This window comes from Alteribacillus sp. HJP-4, assembly GCF_042139015.1.
Lineage (GTDB): Bacteria > Bacillota > Bacilli > Bacillales > Marinococcaceae > JBHIKY01.
This window is the reverse complement of the sequence record NZ_JBHIKY010000005.1, coordinates 157045-180911: the sequence shown is the minus strand read 5'-3', so window position 1 is coordinate 180911 and position 23867 is coordinate 157045. Positions and strand designations below refer to the sequence as shown.

Annotated in this window: 17 protein-coding genes and 2 pseudogenes; 5 read left to right on the top strand and 14 right to left on the bottom strand. The window is 40.2% G+C overall.

Going from position 1 to position 23867, the window contains the following annotated elements; all coding sequences use genetic code 11:
• Genes ACE4RR_RS06585 through ACE4RR_RS06575 form a run of 3 tightly spaced genes read right to left on the bottom strand, consistent with a single transcriptional unit; the run spans position 1 to position 3249 of the window.
• A complete protein-coding gene (locus tag ACE4RR_RS06585) occupies positions 1–1152 on the bottom strand; it encodes a thiolase family protein (RefSeq protein WP_375534611.1) in 1152 nt (383 codons plus the stop codon).
• Positions 1153–1169: 17 nt separating this feature from the next.
• Positions 1170–2651, bottom strand: a complete 1482-nt coding sequence (locus ACE4RR_RS06580; protein ID WP_375534610.1) for an AMP-binding protein — start codon at positions 2649–2651, stop codon at positions 1170–1172.
• Positions 2652–2664: 13 nt separating this feature from the next.
• Positions 2665–3249 (bottom strand): biotin transporter BioY, encoded by a 585-nt coding sequence (locus ACE4RR_RS06575; protein ID WP_375534609.1) that lies wholly within the window; start codon positions 3247–3249, stop codon positions 2665–2667.
• Between the two features lie 189 nt (positions 3250–3438).
• On the opposite strand from ACE4RR_RS06575, the gene ACE4RR_RS06570 reads away from it, so the two are divergent.
• Positions 3439–4275, top strand: coding sequence for a YihY/virulence factor BrkB family protein (locus tag ACE4RR_RS06570; RefSeq protein ID WP_375534608.1), 837 nt, complete (start codon positions 3439–3441; stop codon positions 4273–4275).
• 493 nt (positions 4276–4768) lie between these two features.
• On the opposite strand, the gene ACE4RR_RS06565 is transcribed toward ACE4RR_RS06570, so the two are convergent.
• The 4 genes from ACE4RR_RS06565 to ACE4RR_RS06550 all read right to left on the bottom strand — a co-directional run bounded on the left by ACE4RR_RS06565 (position 4769) and on the right by ACE4RR_RS06550 (position 10399).
• Positions 4769–5977, bottom strand: coding sequence for a trypsin-like peptidase domain-containing protein (locus ACE4RR_RS06565; RefSeq protein WP_375534607.1), 1209 nt, complete (start codon positions 5975–5977; stop codon positions 4769–4771).
• Positions 5978–6078: 101 nt separating this feature from the next.
• Entirely contained in the window at positions 6079–7386 is a 1308-nt protein-coding gene (locus ACE4RR_RS06560) for an amidohydrolase family protein (protein ID WP_375534606.1), read from the bottom strand.
• 498 nt (positions 7387–7884) lie between these two features.
• A complete protein-coding gene (locus ACE4RR_RS06555) occupies positions 7885–8877 on the bottom strand; it encodes a glutaminase (protein ID WP_375534605.1) in 993 nt (330 codons plus the stop codon).
• Positions 8878–8977: 100 nt separating this feature from the next.
• Positions 8978–10399: an alanine/glycine:cation symporter family protein gene (locus ACE4RR_RS06550; protein ID WP_375534657.1), complete on the bottom strand. Its 1422-nt coding sequence runs from the start codon at positions 10397–10399 to the stop codon at positions 8978–8980.
• Between the two features lie 323 nt (positions 10400–10722).
• Here ACE4RR_RS06550 and ACE4RR_RS06545 point away from each other — a divergent pair, with 323 nt between their 5' ends.
• Both ACE4RR_RS06545 and ACE4RR_RS06540 read left to right on the top strand, forming a co-directional pair.
• Positions 10723–12042 (top strand): sensor histidine kinase, encoded by a 1320-nt coding sequence (locus ACE4RR_RS06545; protein ID WP_375534604.1) that lies wholly within the window; start codon positions 10723–10725, stop codon positions 12040–12042.
• Positions 12039–12968 (top strand): response regulator, encoded by a 930-nt coding sequence (locus tag ACE4RR_RS06540; protein ID WP_375534603.1) that lies wholly within the window; start codon positions 12039–12041, stop codon positions 12966–12968. The genes ACE4RR_RS06545 and ACE4RR_RS06540 overlap by 4 nt, the downstream gene beginning before the upstream one ends.
• 441 nt (positions 12969–13409) lie before the next feature.
• Here ACE4RR_RS06540 and ACE4RR_RS06535 read toward each other — a convergent pair.
• From ACE4RR_RS06535 to ACE4RR_RS06520, 4 genes and pseudogenes are all read right to left on the bottom strand, one after another.
• Positions 13410–13763 (bottom strand): annotated as a pseudogene (locus tag ACE4RR_RS06535) (cupin domain-containing protein).
• Between the two features lie 617 nt (positions 13764–14380).
• Positions 14381–15508 carry a GerAB/ArcD/ProY family transporter gene (locus ACE4RR_RS06530; RefSeq protein ID WP_375534602.1) on the bottom strand — a complete coding sequence of 376 codons (1128 nt, stop codon included), beginning with the start codon at positions 15506–15508 and terminating at the stop codon, positions 14381–14383.
• Positions 15509–15562: 54 nt separating this feature from the next.
• Positions 15563–16768 carry a Ger(x)C family spore germination protein gene (locus ACE4RR_RS06525; RefSeq protein WP_375534601.1) on the bottom strand — a complete coding sequence of 402 codons (1206 nt, stop codon included), beginning with the start codon at positions 16766–16768 and terminating at the stop codon, positions 15563–15565.
• On the bottom strand, positions 16758–18326 hold the full coding sequence (locus ACE4RR_RS06520; RefSeq protein ID WP_375534600.1) for a spore germination protein: 1569 nt from the start codon (positions 18324–18326) through the stop codon (positions 16758–16760). Before ACE4RR_RS06520 ends, ACE4RR_RS06525 begins: the two co-directional genes overlap by 11 nt.
• A 415-nt stretch (positions 18327–18741) precedes the next feature.
• On the opposite strand from ACE4RR_RS06520, the pseudogene ACE4RR_RS06515 reads away from it, so the two are divergent.
• A pseudogene (locus ACE4RR_RS06515) lies at positions 18742–19170 on the top strand (DeoR/GlpR family DNA-binding transcription regulator); the annotation flags it as partial.
• Between the two features lie 132 nt (positions 19171–19302).
• Here ACE4RR_RS06515 and ACE4RR_RS21540 read toward each other — a convergent pair.
• On the bottom strand, positions 19303–19443 hold the full coding sequence (locus ACE4RR_RS21540; protein ID WP_483860823.1) for an avidin-fold protein: 141 nt from the start codon (positions 19441–19443) through the stop codon (positions 19303–19305).
• 246 nt (positions 19444–19689) lie between these two features.
• On the opposite strand from ACE4RR_RS21540, the gene ACE4RR_RS06510 reads away from it, so the two are divergent.
• Positions 19690–20073 carry a hypothetical protein gene (locus tag ACE4RR_RS06510; protein WP_375534599.1) on the top strand — a complete coding sequence of 128 codons (384 nt, stop codon included), beginning with the start codon at positions 19690–19692 and terminating at the stop codon, positions 20071–20073.
• An 85-nt stretch (positions 20074–20158) separates the two neighbouring features.
• Here ACE4RR_RS06510 and ACE4RR_RS06505 read toward each other — a convergent pair whose 3' ends face one another.
• Entirely contained in the window at positions 20159–20677 is a 519-nt protein-coding gene (locus ACE4RR_RS06505) for a helical membrane plugin domain-containing protein (protein WP_375534598.1), read from the bottom strand.
• A complete protein-coding gene (gene fdhF / locus ACE4RR_RS06500) occupies positions 20662–23625 on the bottom strand; it encodes a formate dehydrogenase subunit alpha (RefSeq protein ID WP_375534597.1) in 2964 nt (987 codons plus the stop codon). The genes ACE4RR_RS06505 and fdhF overlap by 16 nt, the downstream gene beginning before the upstream one ends.
• Between the last annotated feature and the right edge of the window lie 242 nt (positions 23626–23867).

Here is a 23867-nt window from a genome sequence, read left to right as displayed (position 1 = left end):
TCATACTTTTTCAAACATGGAAGCGATCCCCATCCCACCGCCGATTCCCATTGTTGCGATGCCGCATCTCTGCTCTCCCCGCTTCATTTCATGACAAAGCCGGACTGCAATGACAGCTCCTGAGGCTCCATACGGATGGCCCAATGCGATACCGCCTCCGTTCAGATTTACTTTTTCCTCGGGCATGCGGAGCACCCGCAGCGAAGCAAGCACCTGAGAAGCAAATGCTTCGTTAAATTCCATAATATCAATCGATTGAATATTTCTTTGTTTACGCTGAAGCAGTTTTTCCACGGCGGGCACCGGACCGATGCCAAGAAGATTTGGGTCCACTCCAGAAGTTACTGAATCTGTTAATGCCGCCAACGGTTCAAGGCCGAGAGCGAGAGCTTTTTTTCTCGAAGTAATCAATAGAACAGCGGCCCCGTCATTAGTTGGACAACTGTTGCCTGCCGTGACTGTACCGCCGCTTCTGAAGATGGTCGGAAGCCTCTTTAACAGACGCATGCTTGTTTTTTTCCGGGGGCATTCATCTTTATTAATTTCTGAAGTGCCATCGTATAAAGGAACAACTTCGCCGTGAAAAACGCCGCTGTCAATTGCGGCACTTGCTTTTTGATGACTGCGGAGCGCAAATTCGTCCTGATCTTCTCTTGTAATGTGATAGGCCTCCGCAACATTTTCTGCTGCTTCTCCCATTTCCGGGTCTCCGATACTATCAGGGGAAAATCTTGCTCGTTCATACAACCGAGGTGAGGAGGTATGCGCATTAAGAGGCTTCTCCATTTTCCAAGGTGCCAGGCTTACACTTTCCACTCCACCTGCCAGATACATTTCCCCTGCGCCCGCTTCTATAAGGCGCGCTGCTATGTTAATCGCTTCAAGACCGGACCCGCACTGGCGGTCTATTGTAACGCCGGGAACCGACACCGGCAGACCTGCTGTGAGAAGAGATAGCCTTGCAATATTGCCTCCGGGTCCTATAACATTTCCTAACAAAACATCATCAATTTCATCTGTTTTTATTTCAGTTTCTTCTATTATAGTATTAATCACTGCTGCTGCCATCTTTTCAGGAGAAAACTGCTTGAGAATGCCACCGCTTTTCCCAATTGCGGTTCGTTTAGCACAGACGACCACTGCTTGATTCATACCAATCTCACTTCCTTTCAGTTCAAACTCTCGATAACCTTTGTTCGAGCCGGCTTTCCGCTTGTCGTTAAAGGTATCTGCTCCAAAACATGCCACTGCTTTGGGCATTTGTAAAGAGAAAGCTTTTTCCTGCAGAAAGCTTCCAGCTCTGGTATTAATTTTTCTTCAGGTATTTCCGAAGTTACCACAGCAGACACTGCTTCTCCCCAATATTCATCTCTCCTGCCGAAAACAATGGCTTCTGAGACTGCCTCGTGCGTCTTTAACATATGTTCCACTTCCTCGGGATACACATTTAACCCCCCGCTCACGATCATATTCTTCTTTCTTCCCGCCAGGTATAGAAAGCCTCTCTCATCCTGACGGACCAGATCTCCAGCACTCAGCCACTCTTCTGCCTCAGCTGCTTCACCGAAATACCCTGAAAAAACCATCGGACTGCGCACGAATAATTCTCCAATGTCCCCCGGCGCTGCTTCTGTACCATCTTCTCTTTGAACAAATGTATCCACATTGGAAAATGGAATTCCAAGTGACGCTTCACCCGTTTTGTTCTGTTTTCTCAAAAGAGAGACAAAACTTAATTCAGATGCTCCGTAGAATTCAATCCATTCTGTCTCCGGTGCCGCTTTTGTCCACCACTGTTCTGTGCCTGTATCCGTTTTTGCCCCTGAGGAGATAATTTTTTGCAGGCAAATATCATGCAGGTCCGGATTCACTCTGCGGATCGCTTCCAGCATAGTAGGGACTGCATAAAAAGCCGAAATTTTTTTAGTTTTTATATTCTGTATTGATTTGTCTGCATGAAAGGTTCGTTCAAGAATACATTGCGCTCCGGTGTGAACGGCGTGCAGGGCGGCAAAAAGAAACAACGAATGAACGAGTGGGCCGGGTACATAAAATGCGTCTTCAGGGCTCCAGTTCATTTCCTCGTTCCATACCCGGAAGCTTTCGACCCAGGAGAGGTGGGAACGAAGGAAGCCTTTAGGCATTCCGGTTGTGCCGGATGTAAACCCAAGATAAAAAGGAGCATGGGGATTTGCAGCGGGTTTCACCTGAAGGAATGGCTGGCTATCGAGCTGCTCTTTGTACTTTAGATTTGGGGATAAATCAGCGGCACCGCTCCCGCACACGATAATTTCCGGACAATAAGTCAACTCTCTGAGCTGGTGTAAATATTTTACATGAACAAAGATCACATCCGGACGGACGTGATCAATAATAGATAGTAATTCTCTTTGGCTCCATTTTGTGTCGAGCGGCGCGGCAGTCCAGCCTGCATGTGCGGCACCTAGAAATATTTCGAGCGTTTCCACTTCATTTCCCATCAATAACGCCACTGACGTTCTGGCTGCGTGTTTATTATTTCTTAATAAGTTCGAAACCTGGCTGATTTTCTTTGCCAGCTCATGATACGTAATTTTTGATTTATCCAGCGAAACAGCGATTGAGTCAGGCTGTTTCACGGCATGATCGAATACTCGTTCACATATATTCACAGTCATTTTCCTCCTAACCGGCAGCTCTATTGTACCGATTACGTGAATTCTGCTTTCTTTTGGTTATCACAGGGTACTGTCGTGCCATTTTCACGGCAACATAAGAAGCAATGATTGCTTTAATCGTGTCTCCCGGCAAAAAGCCGATCGAAGAAAAGGCCGCCGCGCCCCAGGAAATATCCGTCAGGATGGATAAGTAAGTAATACCAAATGCATACGTAATAATTATACCACCTATAATATTCGCAAGCATGGCCCGTGAAACAGACAATTGATTTTTTGCCGTCTGTACAATCAGCCCGATGACAAACGCTGCAAAAGGCCAGGCTATGATATATCCGCCGCTCGGTCCAATTAACACTCCAATCCCGCCTCTTCCTCCGGCAAGTAAAGGCATTCCAGCAGCAATAAGAGCTACAAAAAGGAGCATACTTCCTCCGGCCAGCCTAGCCCCGAGCAACGAACCTGCAAGCATTACACCGAGCGTCTGTGCCGTAATCGGCACAGGGGATAACGGCAGTGGTATCGGCGGCAGTAAACCAAGAACACCGACAACTGCTGCAAACATTGCCATATATAACATATTTCGTAATTTCATCTTTTCCTCTCCTCACTGAAAATCATATTATTAACCGTAAATCAGAAAAACACTTGTGTCAACACAAATATTTTTATGGTTAACAATGATTGTCTATTCAATATATTTACAATTCTTACTCATTGTTTATACAAATGAATAGAATGGGAATATATGAATACACTGCTATGGACAGGGAGGAGTAAAAACATGCGAAGTGTTGCAGGATTTATAAAACAATTAATTGATGAAATGAATGAAGACAGAGCCACTGGACTCGCAGCAGAACAAGCTTTTTTCTTCATGCTTTCGATATTTCCTCTTCTGATCTTATTATTATCCATCCTCCCATACATGGACATTGATCCTCAGCAGGCAGTAACCTTTATTGAGGCAATGATGCCGGGAGAAACGGCGGATGCGTTTGAAGAACATATATTCAGTGTAATTACGACACCAAGCGGCGGGCTGTTAACATTTGGTATTATCGGAACGATCTGGACAGCTTCGAGCGGCATGAATGCTTTTATAGGTGCAATGAACGAAGCCTTTAATGTCAGAGAAACAAGATCCTTTATCAAAGTCAGACTGCTGTCCATACTTTTAACCTTCGGGATGATTATTGCAATTGTAGGGTCACTTATCTTACTTATTTTCGGTAATGTTATAATAAGCCAGATATCGGTTAACCTTCAGCTTCCCGTGGAAACAGAGCGCTTAGTAAATATCCTGCGCTGGCTGGCCTCCCTGCTGATTATGATGACCATTTTATCTACGCTTTATTATGTAGCTCCGGATAAATGGTTTCCTTTTAAAGAAGTCATTCCAGGTGCTGTAGCAGCTACAGTTTCGTGGCAGCTCATCTCCCTCTGCTTTTCCTTTTATGTCAGTAATTTCGGGAATTATTCTGCGACATACGGCAGTCTCGGGGGCGTCATCGTTTTGATGTTCTGGTTTTTTCTAACTGGTCTCTCCCTCGTGTTTGGAGGGGAAATTAATGCTCTCCTGCGGGAAAGAAGAGATTCCCCAAAACGGAGGGAAGAATAAAGAACAAATCGACATACCGCCAGATCCGAATGGCGACTTTCTTCATGTAAAGGAATAATTAATGTATATATCAGTCGCCAGTTGCATTTTTTCAGCAGCATTGCCCGCGAAAAAGAAAAGCTTGGTTTGCGATGCGTCGCCCGGAACATCGTGACCCCAGCTTTTCGCTCATCGTCTAACTATCTTTGGAGAAGTATTTTTAGCATCCTTATGGTGATTATACTTAGATTGAAGAACGGAAGGCGGCGACTCCGGGTCGATTAAAACCGGCCACGTCCTGTGGCCAACATCGACACTAGCACGTCCTGTGCGTCGTGGGAATAGTGTGCGGAATAAAACGCCCTAGGCAGTATTAACTGTGGAGGAAGCTGAATTAGTTGAAGACAAGCCCCACGGAAAGCGTCCGCCTGCAGAAATCAACAAAACCTAAACTTTCCTATATCTTAAAAAAGAAACATCCACAAAGGCATTGGCCGATGCGGATGTTTTTTTCTTATTGCTGATTGGTACCCTGGACGGCAAGTGTCAAATCAGCGGTCTGCTGCTCACCGTTTCGATAAAATGTCACTTCTACATTATCCCCGATATTTTTTTCATTATAAAGGAAGGATCTCAGCTGGTTTCCATTTTCAATTTCCTTGCCATCTAAGGCAGTAATGACGTCATATTCCTGCAGGCCGGCTTCCGCTGCTGCCGATCCATCAAGGACACTGGTAATAAACACCCCATGTTCCACTTCCTCCGGGAGATGGAGTGATTCCTGCCAGTGGTAGCTTGGAATGTCTTGTAATGCTCCAATTGTTACTCCAAGCTGCGGCCGTTCGACCTGCCCTGATTCTTCGAGGTCTTCCAATACAGGAATGGCAACATTGGTAGGGATGGCGAAACCTATGCCTTCTACCTGGGATTGTGAAATTTTCATGGAGTTAATCCCTATTAATTCTCCATTAATATCCACGAGTGCTCCTCCGCTGTTACCGGGGTTAATGGCAGCATCCGTCTGGAGCACCTCAGACTCCCAGTCTTCCACTCCATCTCCATCAAGATCGACTGGTATGCTTCGGTCCAACGCACTGATTATTCCCTGAGTCACCGTGCCTGAAAGATCCGGTCCTAATGGATTCCCAATGGCTATTGCCGGCTCCCCGACGTTTAACTGTGTGGAATCCCCGAAAGAAACGACGGTGGTTATATGCTCCGCTCCTACTCTAAGCACGGCAAGGTCAGTCAGCTCATCGGACCCGACTATTTCTGCCTCTACTCGATCATTGTCATCAATGCTTACTTCCACCTGACTCGCTCCGTCGATGACATGATGATTCGTTACGATAAATGCAGAGTCTCCTTCTTCTTTGTAAACAACTCCCGAGCCTGCGCCAAGATCCTGTGGAGAATCAGATTCAAAAAAGCTTGTTTGCTGAAGATTAAAAACGCCTACTACTGCTCCAGACGCCGTTTCTACTGCTTCTGTCACATCACTTGTCACATTCGTCCGGTTCTCAACCACTTCCCCCGCTTCCTGTTGTTCTTTATCACCTGCTTCGGGTTCCGTTGCTGTTTGTTCTCCTGAATCCAGCAATGGGGCGACAAAAAGCACTGCAGCTGCTCCAATGACCGCACCGATAAAACCAAAGAATCCTGCATTGAATTTATTCTGCTTTAAACGGCTCTGGCGCGTTTGAGGATCATTATAATAACCCATGTCGCATCCTCCTGTAGTGTTCGATCTGAAACGCCTGTACCGTTATTATATGGAATAATGAGTGATCCCGTCTATAAGTTTTGAATCCTCTCATTAATTTTTTACGTGAAATTATTCATGTAAAGCCGCTCTGCCTCTGCTTTAATTTTTTCTTCATCCAGAGTCAGGCATTCCTTATTTTGCATAATTGGTGTTCCATCAATAAATACATCGCATACATCTTTTCCGGAAATGGAATATAGGACATGCGAATTCACTTTGGAAAGCGGGTAAAAATGGGGCTGATCCGCCTTTACTGTGATGAAATCTGCTTTTTTTCCTATGCGTAATTGACCAGTATCCGGTTTATTTACCGCCTCCGCTCCCTTTCGCGTGGCCAGCGACAATGTCGTTTGCAGAGGCAGTGCTCCCGCATCTTCGTGAAACCCTTTTTGCAGTAAAGCGGCTGTCCTCGTTTCTTCGAACATATCAAGGTTATTATTTGAAGCCGTGCTGTCTGTGGCAATGCCGACCAGGATATCTTCAGCCAGCAGACGCTTAATATCAGCGATACCAGACCCTAATTTCAAATTACTGATCGGATTATGAGCGATTCGGACGTTATGGTTCTTCATAATATCTATTTCCACTTCTGTGAGATATACCCCATGTGCCATAATTGTCGGCTGAATAAAAATTCCGAGCTTTTCCAAATACTCAATCGGCCGCAGACTGTGCGTGTTTAAACAGTTATCCACTTCCTGTCGCGTTTCAGAAACATGAAGATGAATCATGGTATTATTTTCACTAGCGATGCGTGCGCTCTCCTGAAGCGTTTCTACGTTACAAGCGTATGGACTGTGCGGAGCAGTCATCGTTGACATCCGTCCGCCGGCAAACGTGCGGTATCTCTTTGTAAATTGCTCCGCTTTCCGAATATGCTCAAGTTCGGCTTTCTTATCCTCAGAGCTGAAAATAGAATAGGAAAATGCACCTTTGATGCCCGTCTCAGCAATAGAATGGATAAGAGCATCAGCATCAATGCCGGTGGGGTTAAACATATCAGAAAAGGTAGTCGTTCCAGACTTTATCATTTCAAGAATGCCAAGCATTGCGCTTATTTCAGCTAGCTCGGTAGTGAACTTTTCCTCCATCGGCCAAATTTTTGTCGTAAGCCACTGATGTAACGGCATATCATCTGCACTGCCCCGCAGCATGGTCATTAATACATGAGAGTGGGTATTTACAAGACCGGGGAGCACCCACTTTCCTTTTAAGGAAACAGTGCGGCCAGCCTCGGCAGCTTTGTCCGTCTGATACGGGCCGATATAAGTAATCTTATCGTCGTCCGTAATCATTAACCCATCCTCAACTACCGTTTCATTTTCGTCCATCGTTAGAAAAACGGCGTTCGTATAAGCTATTTTCATATAAATTATCACTCCCTGAAATATGACCTATCATACGAAAACAGCTGCAGGACCGCAAGTGTTTTTGTAATGTTATCTTCCGTTCAATAAAAAAAACACCCTTTAAGGTGTCTTTTTTGTATGTTCGAATTACTTATTAACCAGCTAAATTAATAATTGCTAATACTACTACAACAAGACCGATAATCATTAAAATTGTACGAATCACTTGTATCATCCTCTCTCTGTTTTAATTATATGTTCCCATAATGATATTATCGTTAAACTAAAAAATGAAAATTGGACAATTTTTCATTTTTCATTGGTCACATCAATGCTTCTACATATTTCTTTATAAAATGCTGGGGCTATAGGAAGCGACCTGTCTGCTGAGCGGATTGAAGATCATTTAACTCCTTTGTTTCACTCATAGTTCATTCCACTCTTCTAATTTTAACCCTCAGTACATAAATGTTTAATGATTGTATACTAATGAAATTTCTCAGGTGATTGAAATCATTAAAAACTATTAAAGTCCCACACCTTTGCAAGGTGCTTTAAAAGCTCGACACCCGCAATACTATTGCCATATTCATCTATAGCAGGTCCATAAATACCAATACCGCATCCCATTTGATAAGGTGATTTTTGGGGATATCTAGCTGGTACTGATGCCATAATTCCACCTGATACCCCACTTTTTGCTGGTATTCCAACAAATGCTGCAAATTTCCCCGAAGCATTATACATCCCACAAGTTAGCATTAAACCTTTGATAAGCTTAGCTATTTCTTTAGGAAAGACTTGTCTCTTGTGAATTGAGTCGTACCCATTTTGTGATAGAATTAACCCTATTCGTGCAATATCTTTTGTATTTACTTCGATTGCACATTGTTTTAAGTAAACTTCTAACGCCACCTCTACCTCTGATTCTAAAAAACCATTTTCTTTCAAGTAATAAGCTAAAGCTCTATTTCGATTTGCTGTTTTCCACTCAGACTGAAACACTTTTTCATTAACTGTTGGTCGCTTTCCAACCATTTTTTCTATAATTGCATATATCGATTCTAACTTTTGCTCTGGTGATTCCCCACAATGGAGAGATGCAACTGTAATCGCTCCCGCATTAATCATTGGATTAAACGGTTTACCTGGTGTATTCATTTCTAATCGAACGATAGAGTTAAATGCATCCCCTGTTGGTTCTACATCAACACGTTCTAATACATAAGAAATTCCTCGGCCTAAACATACTGCAATAAGACTAATCACTTTTGAAATACTTTGCAAAGTAAAAGGAACTTCCCAATCTCCTGATTTGATCTCTACTCCATCCGAACTAATTATGTAAACTCCTAAATCATATAGATTTGACTCCCCCAAAGCAGGGATATATTCAGCACATCGACCTTTCGTACCAAGCAAACGGTATTTCATAACCCATTCGTCAAGGCATTTATCTTCTTTGGGGTTATTTTTTATATTTGTTTGTTTTATTTTCTGCTGATACATTTCATCCTCCTCGTAACCGCTTCCATTTTATTATCCTATAAAAAGAAACAAACCATCTCTAAGGTTCAACGATCATTATTGAACGAGTGAGCAGTTTCTTTTATGCTTCTTTATGCTTCTTTATCTCTTCATCTTTCCAGCATTCTACATTTTTGAGTCCTTTAATGTTACTAGCATAAAATACAGGATCTTTTCCCTGTTTTTTCTGTTTCAAGTAATCTTTTAATACGGCTATTGCGATTTTTCCAATTAAAGCAAGAGCGATTAAGTTCGTAATTGCCATAAATGCCATAAATAAGTCTGCTACATTCCAAACCATGCTCATGCTTGATACTGAACCAAAAAGAAGCATCCCTAACACAGCCAGACGGAAAACAAAAATAGCTGTTTTATTTTCGTTAATAAATCCGATGTTGGATTCGCCGTAGTAATAATTCCCAATGATCGAGCTAAAACAAAATAATAGGATCGCAATGGCTACAAAAATACTTGCCCATGGACCAACGTGGCTGGCTAATGCACTCTGAGTAAGCTGTATACCGCCTATTCCTTCTCCAGGAATTCCAGACAATAAAATAATAAACGCTGTTGCACTACAAATTAATAATGTGTCAACAAAAGCACCTAGCGTTTGAACAAATCCCTGTTTAGCTGGGTGACTCACATCCGCTGTCGCAGCTGCAACAGGTGCACTACCCATACCTGCTTCATTAGAGAATAATCCACGTTTAACACCATTTATTATTGCTGCACCTATCCCACCAGCAATCGCTTCATTTAAACCAAATGCGCTAGTTACAATAAGACCAATGACCCTCGGGATTTCACCAATGTTTATAATTACTATATATGTAACCAATATTAAATATAATAATGCTAAGACAGGTACAATTACCTGAGACACATTAGCAATACGTTTAACACCACCAAAAATAACGAATCCCACAAATGCAGTTAAAACCATACCAATTACAAGGCGGTTTGTACCTAAAGCTTCCTCAAATGCAACTGTAATGGTATTTGCTTGAACGGAATTGAAAGCTAGTCCAAAACAGAAAGTGATAAAAATTGCAAACATAACGCCCATCCACCTTGCACCAATCGCTTTTTCCATATAATATGCTGGCCCGCCTTTGAAACCGTTTGTCTCTTTCACTTTATAGACTTGAGCTAACGTACTTTCAATAAAGCATAATACTGCACCGAAGATTGCGACAACCCACATCCAGAATACAGCACCTGGTCCACCTAATGTAATCGCAATGGCTACACCAGCTAGATTACCAGTGCCAATTCTTGAAGCTGCACTAATACAAAAAGCTCCAAATGATGAAATTTGTTTATTCCCATTATTAGTAGTAGGACTCTCTTTCATTAAACGAATCATTTCTATTAGATTCGTCACTTGAACAAATTTTGTTCGGAAAGTAAAATAAATTCCTAAACCAACAAGTAAAGCGATTAAAATATAGGACCATAGAATTGTATTGCTCCAATTAATCAAACTTTCTACCACAATAATCACCTCTTTATTTTTTTAATAAGCGAAATCAAAAAGCAGATTTCTAATCGTACACCTCCTTTTGATGCTTTACGAATTCATTAACGATCCCTTTTAATCAATTTCCCAACCCTTCATTCTCAGTTTGGCGCACTCTCCTCTTTGAAAGCGTTGCCATTAGTGTGCCTAAATATCATAATTCAGTTTATAATCTAAGCTACAAAAAGAAACAGATAACTACACATAAACCAGAAAAATAGTTCGGAAAATTTGTTCGATAGTGTGTTGCCATTGAATAAAAAGAAGCTATTATATAAACTAACCTTAATATTTGTTAAATAGGAGTGGCACTATTGAACATTAATCCTTTACTAAGGACAGACCGTACTATTATTATATTCATGATATTTTTTGTTCCATTAGCAGGTGAAATAAGCTTTTATCCTATTAATGAAACATTTCGAGTTAGTTTAGGACCACCAGCTCTTTTCTTACTCCTACTATTTTTAAGAAAATCGACAATTATTCCAGGTTTCTTAACAGCTGTACTTGTTGTATTTTTTCGTGTTTTATTAGATTTACTTATGCACGCTGACTTTAGCTTGGTACATTCGTTCGAAACTCATTATCCCACTTTTTTCTTTTACTTCACCTATACTTGCCTTTTTAATTTGGCAAAGGTTAATCGTTTCCATCATCGATTTATAATCATTGGCTTACTTGGGATAATTATTGAAATATTGTCCAACTGTGCAGAGTTGCTTATACAATATATGATATTTGAATTCTCCATTACCTTAGTTTCGTTGTCTAAATTGGTATTCATTGCTCTTTCTCATAGTTTTATAGTATTAGGGATTTTTAGTATGATGAAACTATATGAAGCACAATCCCGAGAAATAGAAGTTCGAAAGCGAAATGAACATATGTTATTACACGTTTCTAATTTATATGAAGAAACAATTCACTTGAAAAAGACACTTTATAATTCTGAAGCCATCACAAAAAAAGCTTACGAACTATATAGGGGGCTAAATCAAAGTGATCCTACAAACAGCAATCTCCTAAAAAAAATCCGTCAACAATTGCTAGAAATTGCTGGTGAAGTACACGACATTAAAAAAGACAATCAAAGAATTTTTGCCGGATTATCAACACTTATTTCAAATGAAGGAATTATAGACTATATAAATATTACTGAACTAATTAATATAATTGTTCAAGCTAATGAAAAGTATGCCCGTTTATTAAAAAAAGATATTCATTTTAGTTTTACCATTAAAGGGGAGCATCCCCATTACCATACTTATATCATCCTATCGATTATCAATAATTTAGTCGCAAACGCTGTAGAATCCATTCAAAATAGAGGAAAAATTAATATAGAGGTAGGTTCTCAGCCGAATTCTGTTGACTTTCGTATTGAAGATGACGGACCTGGTATTCCACAAAAGTATAGGAAATTAATATTCAAACCTGGTTTCACTTCTAAATTTGATAGTATGGGCGTTCCCTCAACAGGTATTGGTTTAACCTTTGTAAAAGATATCGTCACAAAACTCAATGGAAACGTTACCTTCCAAAGTGACTCAAGTGAAAAAGGGACAGTTTTTACAATTTGTTTGCCCGTTGAGAATTTAGTTGGAAAGGAGGATTCTTCATGAACTTTTATATAACAGATGATGATGAAACGGTTCGTTCCGTACTAGCTCAAATAATTGAGGATGAAAATTTAGGACAAGTTGTTGGTGAATCTGATGATGGATTATCATTAGATGGGGAAACATTAAATATGCAAAAAGTCGATATTTTATTAATTGATTTATTAATGCCTCATCGTGATGGCCTGGAAACAATTCAAACGATTAAACCTACTTTTAAGGGTAAAATCATTATGATTTCTCAAATAGAATCAAAGGAACTTATTAGTGAAGCTTACTTGCTTGAGGTTGAACACTACATAATAAAACCGATTAATAAAATCGAAGTTTTAGCAGTTATCCAAAAAGTAATGAAACATACTAACTTAGAAAAATCTATATGTGACATTCAAAAGTCATTAAATACTGTACTTCAAATGGATACTGCATTAAATCAAAAGGGGACGTCTTTTAATGAATATAATATTAAGTATTATGGGGAGTTCCTGATATCAGAATTAGGTATTTCCGGAGAATATGGCAGCAAAAATTTAATAGAGATATTAGTTTTCTTATTTAACTATGAGAAGAGGTACACGTTTGAACACGGAATCCCCTCTCTTAATAACATTTATGAGTTTTTGGCAAATAAAAAGCTTGGAGCTGAAGCAGACAAAGCGGATGTAAGAAGGGAGGCAAAAGCTGCTAAACAACGGGTTCGCAGAACTGTTTATCAGTCATTGACGCACTTAGCTTCTCTGGGGATTACGGACTTTTCAAATTTTACATTTGAAAAGTATGCTTCTCATTTTTTTGACTTTACTATTGTTCATAAAAAGATGTCAGAGTTAAAAAACGAATCAAAACCAGTGTACACTTCTACACGAATTAATATTAAAAAATATATTCAAGCTTTATATTTTGAAGCAAAACGAATGATGTTAGAGTGATAAATTTTAAAAAATCACGGTCATTATATACAATTAATATTAATGTCAGCGGAAAATTATTTACGGAATATTTAATAATGAGGAATAACTAGCGAAGCTGTGTGCAGGGGGAAAAATAGATGAATTTTATTACAAATAACTGGACAGAATCATTTAACAGTGCATCATTCATTTCCGTCGCAATGTAACCTGAAGAAAGAGCCGCCTTTAAAATAGATAATATAGTTAATTAAGAAATATACAAATTTTCATTCATCTGTACAAAATGAACCTGATCCGGGGGTTCGACGAAGTGGATGTTCGAATCTGGATTAAATTCCCTCTCCTCCCGCAGAAACCCCGGGGCATCTCCTCGAAGACTCTGCTATTTGCTAATTCCATCAGCTGTCTAGAATTTTCAGAAACAAATAATGAGAGGTGGAGTATTACAAGCAACGGAAGTTATATATCATGCCGCCTACTTCCTCTTATATCATTACTTGCTTTTTCAAAACATAAATTAACTGTCCGTTCTATTGAGCGAGTTCGATGCATTGTATTAGCTGGAACAGTAAAATTTTCACCCGGTTTTAGCGAAACTGTTTCATTGGTTTCCAAGTCAATAAAAAGTTAACCTTCTAATACATAAAACAATTCATCGCAATCATCGTGTTTATGCCAGTGATATTCTCCATTCATCACAGCAATTCAAAGAACATGGTCATTTACTTCACTTACGATAAAATTTATATAGTCCTTTTGGTCTTTTATCAATTCGTGTAGGTTAAAAACTTCTAATTGGCCTTTTTTTTGCATACTCTTTCTCCTTTGCAGATATAGTCTTCATACTAAGCTAAATTCAACAATAGAATGAAAAAACCTTTTTTGATAGACCGTGATTTCATTAGTAATCTTTTCGAAAGACCCCTCTAACCTGCAAAATAGGAACAACGCTTTCAGTAAATTCCTGGAGTTCTAAGGACAAATAACGAGTCATTATATTAAAGCCGTCACATCCTTCGTGACTAAACTATTGAATGAGATTATCGGTGATCTGCTCTGGAGTTTCCGTAAGCACTCGATGCGAACGCTGCCTCCGAATTTTAGCAAGTGGTGTATTTGAATTAGTAGCGCTAACATTTATGGAGCGAACAACGTTCTTATTTTCGGAAAAATCAATCAATAAGAATTATTTCTCATGGTACTAGGTAAATTCCTTTTCTTACGAATAGTACGGGTAAAAGTATATTTTTCTGATTTTGTAGGAATTATAGATACAACATGAACCACAACTTAGTTTTGGGAGGGATAAAAATTAAAATATGGCTCATTTTCTTTTTAACCTTAGCCTTAAGTATAACTACTGCCCTTATAATGGATTATTTACAAGGAATTCCATTGAGAAATGTATTTTTTGAAAGTTATAGACCGATTTATGCTATTGTATTTTTGCTAGTGCTCCCTTGTTTTTTCTTATTTATTTTTTCTTTAATAAAAGCAATGAAACAATAAAATGCAGGAATACCGACAGCAAAAAGCGGGAAAATAGTTTTAAGAGAAAATTTTCCTTCATCCAAATGATGAGAAAAATTTTCAGCAATGATGATGGAAATATATAAGATAACAATAGCTGTCGGCATTACGAGTTTTTTCTTGTCATCCACTTTAAAAAGGTCTGCCATTACAACAATTGCTGCATAATAAAATACAGCTATTTTGAAAAAGACGCCAATGATTAAGGTGAGAAGAGCCATTACATCTAAATGTTCAATTAAATTCATGATTTGTATTCCTTGAATGGCGCTTAATAAAGGGAATTGTGAACGATTTGTGACATCTAGCCCAAGGACTGATATATTTAAGGCCATCGAATAGGCGAGGAAAATCCCGCCTGCTAAAATTCCGAAAATCCCTGTTTTTAGAACATTTCTTGTATCTTTTAGATGAGGAAGGATAATAGTAAAAGCCACCATTTCCCCATAGGGAAACATGATGGTATGAGTGTAGGTGGCGTTTATAACAGGTTTCCATCCAAATTCTAACAGGGGGAGTAGGTTGTTGATATTTACCAGTCCGGATATGAATATTAATAAACTCCCGATCATTGCTAGTCCAATGACTACGATCCAAAACACTTCAGCTGTTCTAACAAACACTTCTATTCCCATATAGAGGATAGCAGCAACCGATAATATCATTAATACATTAATAAAAACAATAGGGGTGTTATCATAGACCGAAGCCGACATTAACCCTCCAATATCACGTAAATCCCGTGCTGCTGCATAAATGAAAAAGGGGATATAGAGCAGGCTGAGGAAGCCCCCTATGTGTTTACCTAATATTTTTTTGGAATATCCAACTAGAGAGAGACTAGGATAAAGGGTATAAAGATAAAAGTAAATCAAAAATAACAAGACACCTCCGACAGTACCGAGTAAAATGGCCATCCAAGCGTCCTTATTCGCATCTAATCCACTTCCTACTACTAAATTTGTACCAAACAAAAATAATTGAAGCAGAACAAAAAATTGAAGTAAATTGATTCTTTCGTTAATCATTATTTTTTCACCCTCTATCTACACTGTGCAGTGATCCTTCCTGCTTGGCTTATATTAGTCTTGATTGTATGATTCCCTTCTCATACCCGTTCTGATTACATAAGCATCTACTTTTACGCGGACATCTATTTCAGGAAATTTATCCTTATATTCCTGCTTTATTTCTCTCCATTTTTTTGGGTCTTCCCTGTTAATAACTTGACCAAATCCAAAAACATCGCTATTTTCTTCCTTGGCTATTTGGACCGCACGTTCTATTTCTTGTTTTGTCTTTTCTTCCATCTGTTTTTTAAATTTATTAATTGTTTCAGGATTAGTTAAATCCGCATTACAATGAATTTCCTCAATCTCTCCTACTTGTTTTACATAAATAGTCATAGTCGGCATCTTATTATTAATCGTAGCTTTTATAGACGAATGTGTATTACTAATATTAAACGAAATGGCATTAGCTTCTTGATTACAGTCTAAGTCAATAATTGTACTATCAATTTTATTGATCGCAAATAGTACACCACGTGCTTCTTCCTTGTCCACCCATCGTTCTAACTGCCCGTCCTTAAAGATCGCTAACCCCTCAGATTTAAGGAGGGCATGGGGAGTCGTATCTTCAATATTAGAAGTCCCAGTCCCTTTTAAGGGAGCCCCTGTAACACTAACCCCACTTACAATAGGTTCTACCCCTTCACTTGTGATTTTCTCTATGAATTCCATAATTTTTACAGGCATAGTCTCTCCTAATGTTCTTCCTGAGACTTCCCCAATATTCACTAATTTTTGAGCAGGAATTTTTTCGAGTGGTGACAGAATACTGATTACTTCTTTCGCTGTAGTGTCTCTAGCTATTAAAACCCTGGGGGTAGATCGAAACCCTTGATCTCTCTCCAAGTAATCAAATAATTCTTTAATACCGTTCTTTGCTAATTCCTCACCAAATATGATCGTTTGGGTATAAGGAAAGAAGGCTTCACGTGGTGTTTGCTGAGAAATCCTTCTAATAGCTGATATTAACGTATCTCCTTCAGCGGAATAAAGAGTAGTCGTAGCGCCACTTCCTGTAGCTGTGTCCTGTCTTCCCGCAATCTCCATGGGGTTGGCCACTTCAATGGTAACCTCAATTCTCTCCGCATCTTCCGTTTGGTCAATGCCTAATGCTGTAACAATAGCAAAATCATCTAATTCATTATTATTCCAACATCCCGTCAGGATTACGATAGCGATCGTCAAAAGGAGGGAAACAACAGAATATCTATTTGCCATTCGAATCACCAGCTTTATTTACATTGTTTTGGCTTTCTATTTTTCCAGTGGTCAGTAATTTTTTTCTTCTATTAAAAACTTTTGGCAACCTAATAAACGTATCTTTCTGGTCGGAAAGATTGAAGGGGGCCAGAGGTTGTAAATATGGAATGCCAAACGATCGCAAACTATTCAAGTGTCCCACAATCAATATGAACATTAATGTCATCCCATAAAACCCTGCTATAGCAGCAGATATCATTAAGGTAAATCGAAGGATTCTTGCAGATATGGCAATATTAAATGATGGAATGGCAAAGCTTGAAATAGCTGTAATCGCCACTACAATAACCATCGCTGGGGAAATAAACCCCGCCTGAACAGCCGCTTCCCCAATAACAATTGCACCCACAATAGATACGGCTTGCCCCACGGCTCTGGGCATTCGTACCCCTGCTTCTCGTAAAATTTCAAATGTTATTTCCATAAGTAAAGCTTCAAAGAAAGCGGGGAAAGGTACGGTTTCGCGCTGAGCAGCAATATTTATCAGTAATGGAAAAGGTAACATTTCCTGATGATAGGTAATTAACGCAATATATATGGAAGGAGCAAACATTGAAATAAAAAATACAAAAAACCTTAATAAGCGCAGAAGAGTCGAAATATCAGCTCTTTGATAGTAATCTTCTGGTGACTGAAAAAAGTGAAAAAATGTAGCAGGAGCAATTAATACAAATGGTGTTCCATTGATTAGTATAACTACTCTACCCTCCAACAGATTTCCGACTGCCGCATCTGGGCGTTCTGAATTGATTAACTGTGGAAAGGGAGTCAGGGTGTCATCCTGAATATATTCCTCTATATTTCCTGACTCAAGAATAGAATCCGTGTCGATCTTCCTTAACCTGCTTTCTACTTCCCTCACTAACTCTTGTTTCGCTATACCCTGTATATACATATAAGCGATTTTGGTTCTGGATACTTTTCCCATTTGAATTGTTTCCAGCTTCAGATTGGCATTTTTTATTCTTTTCCTTATCATGGTTACGTTTACCTTTAGAGACTCAGTAAACGCATCTTTAGGTCCTCTAATCACTGTTTGAGAAGTCGGTTCACTTACCGGACGCTCTTCCCAGCCTTCGGTTTCACCACTAATGACCTCGTCCCAACCATCTATCATAATAAGAGTATGTCCTGACAGGATAGAGAGAACCAATTCCTCCCAATCGTTGATCACTTTTACATTGGATAACGTTAACGCATTCATTCTTATGTAGTTTAAAACTGCTTCTTTAGAAGAATGCTCATCATGATCGGCTTTGTCTAACATTAAAGATTCCATTATGAATTTATTTACAAATGTTTGGTCAACTAGCCCGTCCATATAAATGGAAACTACTTTTATATTTTTTTGTCTGCCCATGTTAAACTCTCTTATGATGATTTCAGAGTTTTCCCCGAATTCGTCGGCTAGTTTTGAAATATTCTTTGAAATATCCTTATGAAGGGAGACATTTTGCTTCTCATCCGTATAATCATACTGATTCTTTTTTCGATACCGTTTCCAATAAAAACTCACTATTTTCGCCCCTAAAAACTTAGTTCACTCTCCATCTATTCTTCTCCTAAAAGGGTATTATTTATACTTCAATCTGGATGTAAGCAATGGTGCTAAAACCCTAAATAGGCATCAGAATCGTTGCGATATATTGAAGGTTCCCCCAACCTATTCCCGTCATGATAACGGGCCCTTCTTCATGTTTGGAGATTAGTCACCACTCAGTTTGTTGAAAAAATACCTTGACTAAATAAATAAAATGTTTTAAATTAATGACAGTCACTACTGACAAAGCTTTTTTTAAAGGGAGGTATCTTCCACGAATAGAAAACACCTTCGGAAAAAATGTGATTGCTTCAATAACTTTAATTTTTTAAAAATGTAAGTAAGCGGTGACTGTCAATCATATGAACTTGTGTAAGAATTAAAATCCTTCTCTAATCTCTCTATCGTTACGAACTCAATCATTATCATGCAGGAGTTTGCGGACATTCCGGGATTAGAGGTAATGCTACTAGGCGGAAATTTACGAAGGGAAACATCGGCATTAGTCGGTCCTTTTGCGGAGCAGTCCCTCAATATGATTCGAATTGATAAAGCCTTTATCGGGACGAACGGACTGGACATGAAAGAAGGGATTATAACCACTCCTAATCTTACCGAAGCTCGGATTAAGCGGATGATGATAACGAACTCCAGGCACACTATTTTATTGACCGATCATAGTAAAATTGGCAAAGTAAATTTTGCAAAAGTAGCTGATCTGGCGGAGGTAGACTTTTGTATCGTAGACAATCATGTACCGGCTGACTTTGAAGAGGCCATGAAGCGTTTTGATGTAAATCTACATATGGTAAAATCATAAAAATATAAAATAAATAGGGGCTGTATCATAAATGATACTCGCCCCTTTTACATGGTAAAAAAAGGGGCTATTGCTACAGCCCCTTCTATTTACACTCCTTTAATCAATGCATCACCTTCTGTCTGTTCTACATCATATCCATTGCCATTTTTCATGGTGCTCGATTTTCCCAATATCCGTTATTACCAGCGTGTACATACAGTTCCCTCCTCTTATTTCATAGGAGATGTTAACGTGGTTGTATCGGAATTCTAATGTAACTTCTTCATTCACAATTCAAACAGCCTTCCTTTTACGATGTCTCCCCCCTCGTAATCTGTATGTGCCCTTCCAGGCAATAGCTTACGAAGCGATGTTCAACCTCTTATATACCAACTCACTTATAAATGAACAGTTAAAGTCTTAGTATCACTAAGACCTTTTTTGTATACGAAATTTAGACCAGCGCCGGGTAAAAAATGAAAAAGCAGAATGTACAATATAAATTAGTATTACACATATTAAAGGAGGAACTCCAGCATGTCAGAGCCTATTTTGCAAATCATGACAATGGAAATAAAAGACGGCAGGTTAGATGATTTCAAGGAGAGTGTGAAAAAATCGGTAACCTTCGTCAGAGAAAATGGACCCCAGCTTTTGGTAGAAGTGTACATTGATGAAGAACATTTGAGAGCCCACAGCTTTCAAATTCAACCTGACTCCGAGTCCATTATTTCCCATTGGCAGATGACTGACCCCTATATTCGTGAGGTAAATAAGCATATGACCCCAATGCGTCTCGACATCTATGGTCAGCCGAATAAAATTGTCATGAAGAGTCTGCAGCAGTTCGAGAAGGAAGGCGTCATCGTAACCGTAACTCCTCATTTCTATGGTTTTCATCGCTTGCTTTCGATTGATTAGACGGCGCCGCCAGCAGACAGCCACGTTCCCGATTTTACGCGCATCGGAAAAAGAGACCGGCCAAGTTGACGGTCTTTTATTTGTTTTATACTTTTTGGTCCGGTGGATCCTCATCGGTTTTCGTTTCATGCTCTGTGTCTGTCCCCATGCCTTTCAGGAAGGTCAGCAGAAGCGTGATTGAGCGGTTTACTTCCGGGTCTTTCAATGCTTTTAACAAATCAACATATCCCGTCTTTTCTTCGGTATCTGTCTCCTCCCCAACCCTGCGCAGGCCGGAATTAATTTTAAGAAGGATCGGCTCCAGCTTATCCACTTCCATCCTGCCGGCAATACCAAGGAGAAGGAGGAGATGTTTAATTGATCTTGTATTATCCTCATTATCAAGCGTTTCAGCGATTACCTTTAATACTTTATCGCCGTCTGCGAATAACCCATGTACAAGTGAAACAACGCCTCTGTCGTCAGCGTGCCGCAGCGTATCCAGTGACTTTAAAATAACATCCTTATTATCAATAAGCGCATCTTCAATTTCACGAAGATCCTCCGCCCTTTTTTCTTCCTGGGGAATTTCCAGTCTCTCAATAGACTTTATTTGTTTTGCCACTGCTTCTCCCCCTTTCTTACGGCATCACCTGGAAAGGTATAGTCAGAGCGTTCCCATTTTTTCTGGACCTGAACGCCTATTTGTGGCTGGGGATTGCCGTAACGGTGGTTGATTTTAGGAAGAGGTGAATCCCCTTTATCCTTTAAAATTTCCATTTTAACCTTTACTTCTTTATAAGCCGGAGTATCGGTGTCTTTATCAGCCTTACTGCTCGTTAAACGGTTAATGGCAGCTTCGTCATTGTCATTCATTGGAATATAGATTTCTTTTTTCTGAACCCTGTCTGTCACAAGACATTTTATTTTCACGGATCCATAGGGAGAGGTCAGTTTTACTAATGACCCGTCGGACAATCCTCTGTCTTCAGCCAGCTCTGGAGAAACCTCCACAAAATTACCAGGCGTTTTTCTTGTAATGCCTTTGGATTGATACGTCATATTCCCTTCGTGAAAATGTTCAAGAAGACGGCCATTGTTTACATGCAGATCAAATTCCTCTTCATATTCCAGAGGCCTGGTCCAGTCGACAGCAAACAGCTTCGCTTTTCCATCTGGAAACGGAAACTCTTTTTCAAATAATAATGGTTCATCCGTCCCGTCCTCGTGCACCGGCCACTGCAGGCTGTTATAGCCTTCAAGGCGATCGTAAGTGACACCCGCAAACAGTGGTGTCAGACCGGCTGCTTCCTCCATAATTTCACTCGGGTGGGAGTAGCTCCAGTCTGCATCAAGCTCGTTTGCAATGTTCATGATGATTTCCCAATCAGGCTTTGAATCTCCGAGAGGCTCCAGTACCTGATAAATTCGCTGGATGCGGCGTTCTGTGTTCGTAAAGGTTCCGTCTTTTTCAAGACTCGGACTCGCCGGCAGTACTACATCAGCATGCTGTGCAGTTACCGTCAAAAATAAATCCTGGACAACAAAGAAGTCTAACTTCTCGAATGCTTCCTGTACATAATTTATATTGGAGTCCACAATGCCCATGTCTTCCCCTTTTAGATACATCGATTTCAACCGGCCTTCATGTATGGCGTCGACCATTTCATGATTTGTCATCCCAATCTCAGCCGGAAGCTCTACACCCCATCCTTGTTCAAAACGACGGCGTACTGTTTCATCTTTTATTTCCTGATAGCCGGTATAGCAGTTCGGCATACTGCCGAAGTCACTTGCTCCCTGAACATTGTTATGGCCGCGCAGTGGATAAGCTCCAGTACCTGGTTTTCCATAATTACCGGTCACAAGCAGAAGGTTGGAGATGGCAGTGCTTGTATCACTTCCGCCAAGGTGCTGGGTTACACCCATAGCCCATAAAGCCACTACAGATTTTGCATTATGAATCATTTCAGCAATTTGAATAAGCTCAGACTTGTCCACTCCGGTAACCTCTTCTGCATAGTCCATTGTGAATTTTTCAAGCGACGGCAGGTAATCATCTTTTCCATTTACCCGCTCAGCAAGAAACTTCTCATCAGCCCAGCCTTGATCTATGATGTATTTAGTTACAGCTGAGAGCCAGACGAGATCTGTTCCGGAACTAGGACGAATGAAGAGATCTGAACGCTCCGCCATTTCGTGCTTTCTCAAGTCGGAAACAATTAATTTCTGGTTATGAAGCTTATGAGAACTTTTTACACGGGTGGCAAGCACTGGGTGGGATTCAGAAGTATTGGTTCCAATTCCCAGCACAAGCTCGGCCTGCTCAATATCAGTAATAGAGCCGGCGTCTCCTCCATAGCCGACCGTCCGGAAAAGTCCCGCCGTTGCCGGGCTCTGGCAGTAACGAGAACAATTGTCGACATTATTTGTCCCAATTACTCCGCGGGCAAGCTTCTGCATGAGATACGATTCTTCATTCGTGCATTTTGAGGAGCTGATAAAGCTCATCGCATCTGGTCCATGTGTATTTTTTATTTCCATAAATTTTGTTTTAATGAGCTGAAGAGCTTCTTCCCAGGAAGCTTCTCTAAAGCTGTCCCCGCTGCGGATCAACGGACGGGTAATCCGCTCCTCACTGTTTACATAGTCCCATCCGAATTTTCCTTTGACACAGGTGGAAATCCCGTTGGCCGGAGCCTCCACCTGCGGCTCTACCTTCAATATATCCCTGCCTTTTGTCCATATATCGAAGCTGCAGCCTACTCCGCAGTAAGTACAGACCGTTTTCGTTTTTTCAATACGGCTGTCTCTCATGGAAGCTTCCATATCTGAAATTGCAAGAATGGAACTGTAGCCTGTTTCCACCCCTTTTGTAATTTCAATAAGGGGTCGCAGCGTATCCTGATTCATCCCCGTCATATAGCCCGCTTCCCCCACCATCGATTTTTCCATCATTGCGTTGCACGGACATACGGTGGAGCAGTGCCCGCACGACACGCAGGAGGATTCATCAATCGGTACATCATTATCCCAAATAACACGAGGACGCTCGCGCTCCCAGTCAATCGTCAAGGTTTCTGTAACCTGTACATCCTGACAGGCTTCTACACAACGACCGCATAAAATACACTGGTCCGGATCATACCTGTAAAAGCTGTTGGAGTTATCTTCTGGATATGGTTTCTCAGCGAAAGGAACACTCTGGTGCTCTACCTGCATATCTTTCACCGCATTATGTATTTCACAGCCGCCATTGTTATAATCGCAAACTGTACAGTACAATTCATGATTATATAAAATCCTGTCCATAGCAATCTTCCTTGCATCAAGGACATCCTGTGACTCCGTGTTAATTTCGTCCCCTTCCTGCACCGGCGCCGAACAGGCACGTACCATTTCACCATTCACTTCAATCATACAGGTGTCACAGGTTTCGATAGCACCAAGACTCGGGTGATAGCACACAGTCGGCACTTCAATATTACTGCTTTCCAGAAGCTTAAGTGCCGATTGATCCCTGCTGCCGGACACCTCCCTGCCATTCACTTTCAGCCGCAATTTTTCAGACAATCAGCTCACTCTCCTTAAAAATAAATAGATAGGAATAGGTAAGAAAAAAGATTGGTCATACATGATAACCAATCTGTTTTATCGATTTATATACTTTATACTTGGTTGTTTTTTCCCGTTATCCCCCAGTCCCAAACATATCTTCCGCTATTTTCCTTTAGAATAAAATAGTGTTCAAATTATTTTATTCTATAGAAAATACTCACCATACGTTCATGGTGAGTAAAAACTGTCACTAATTC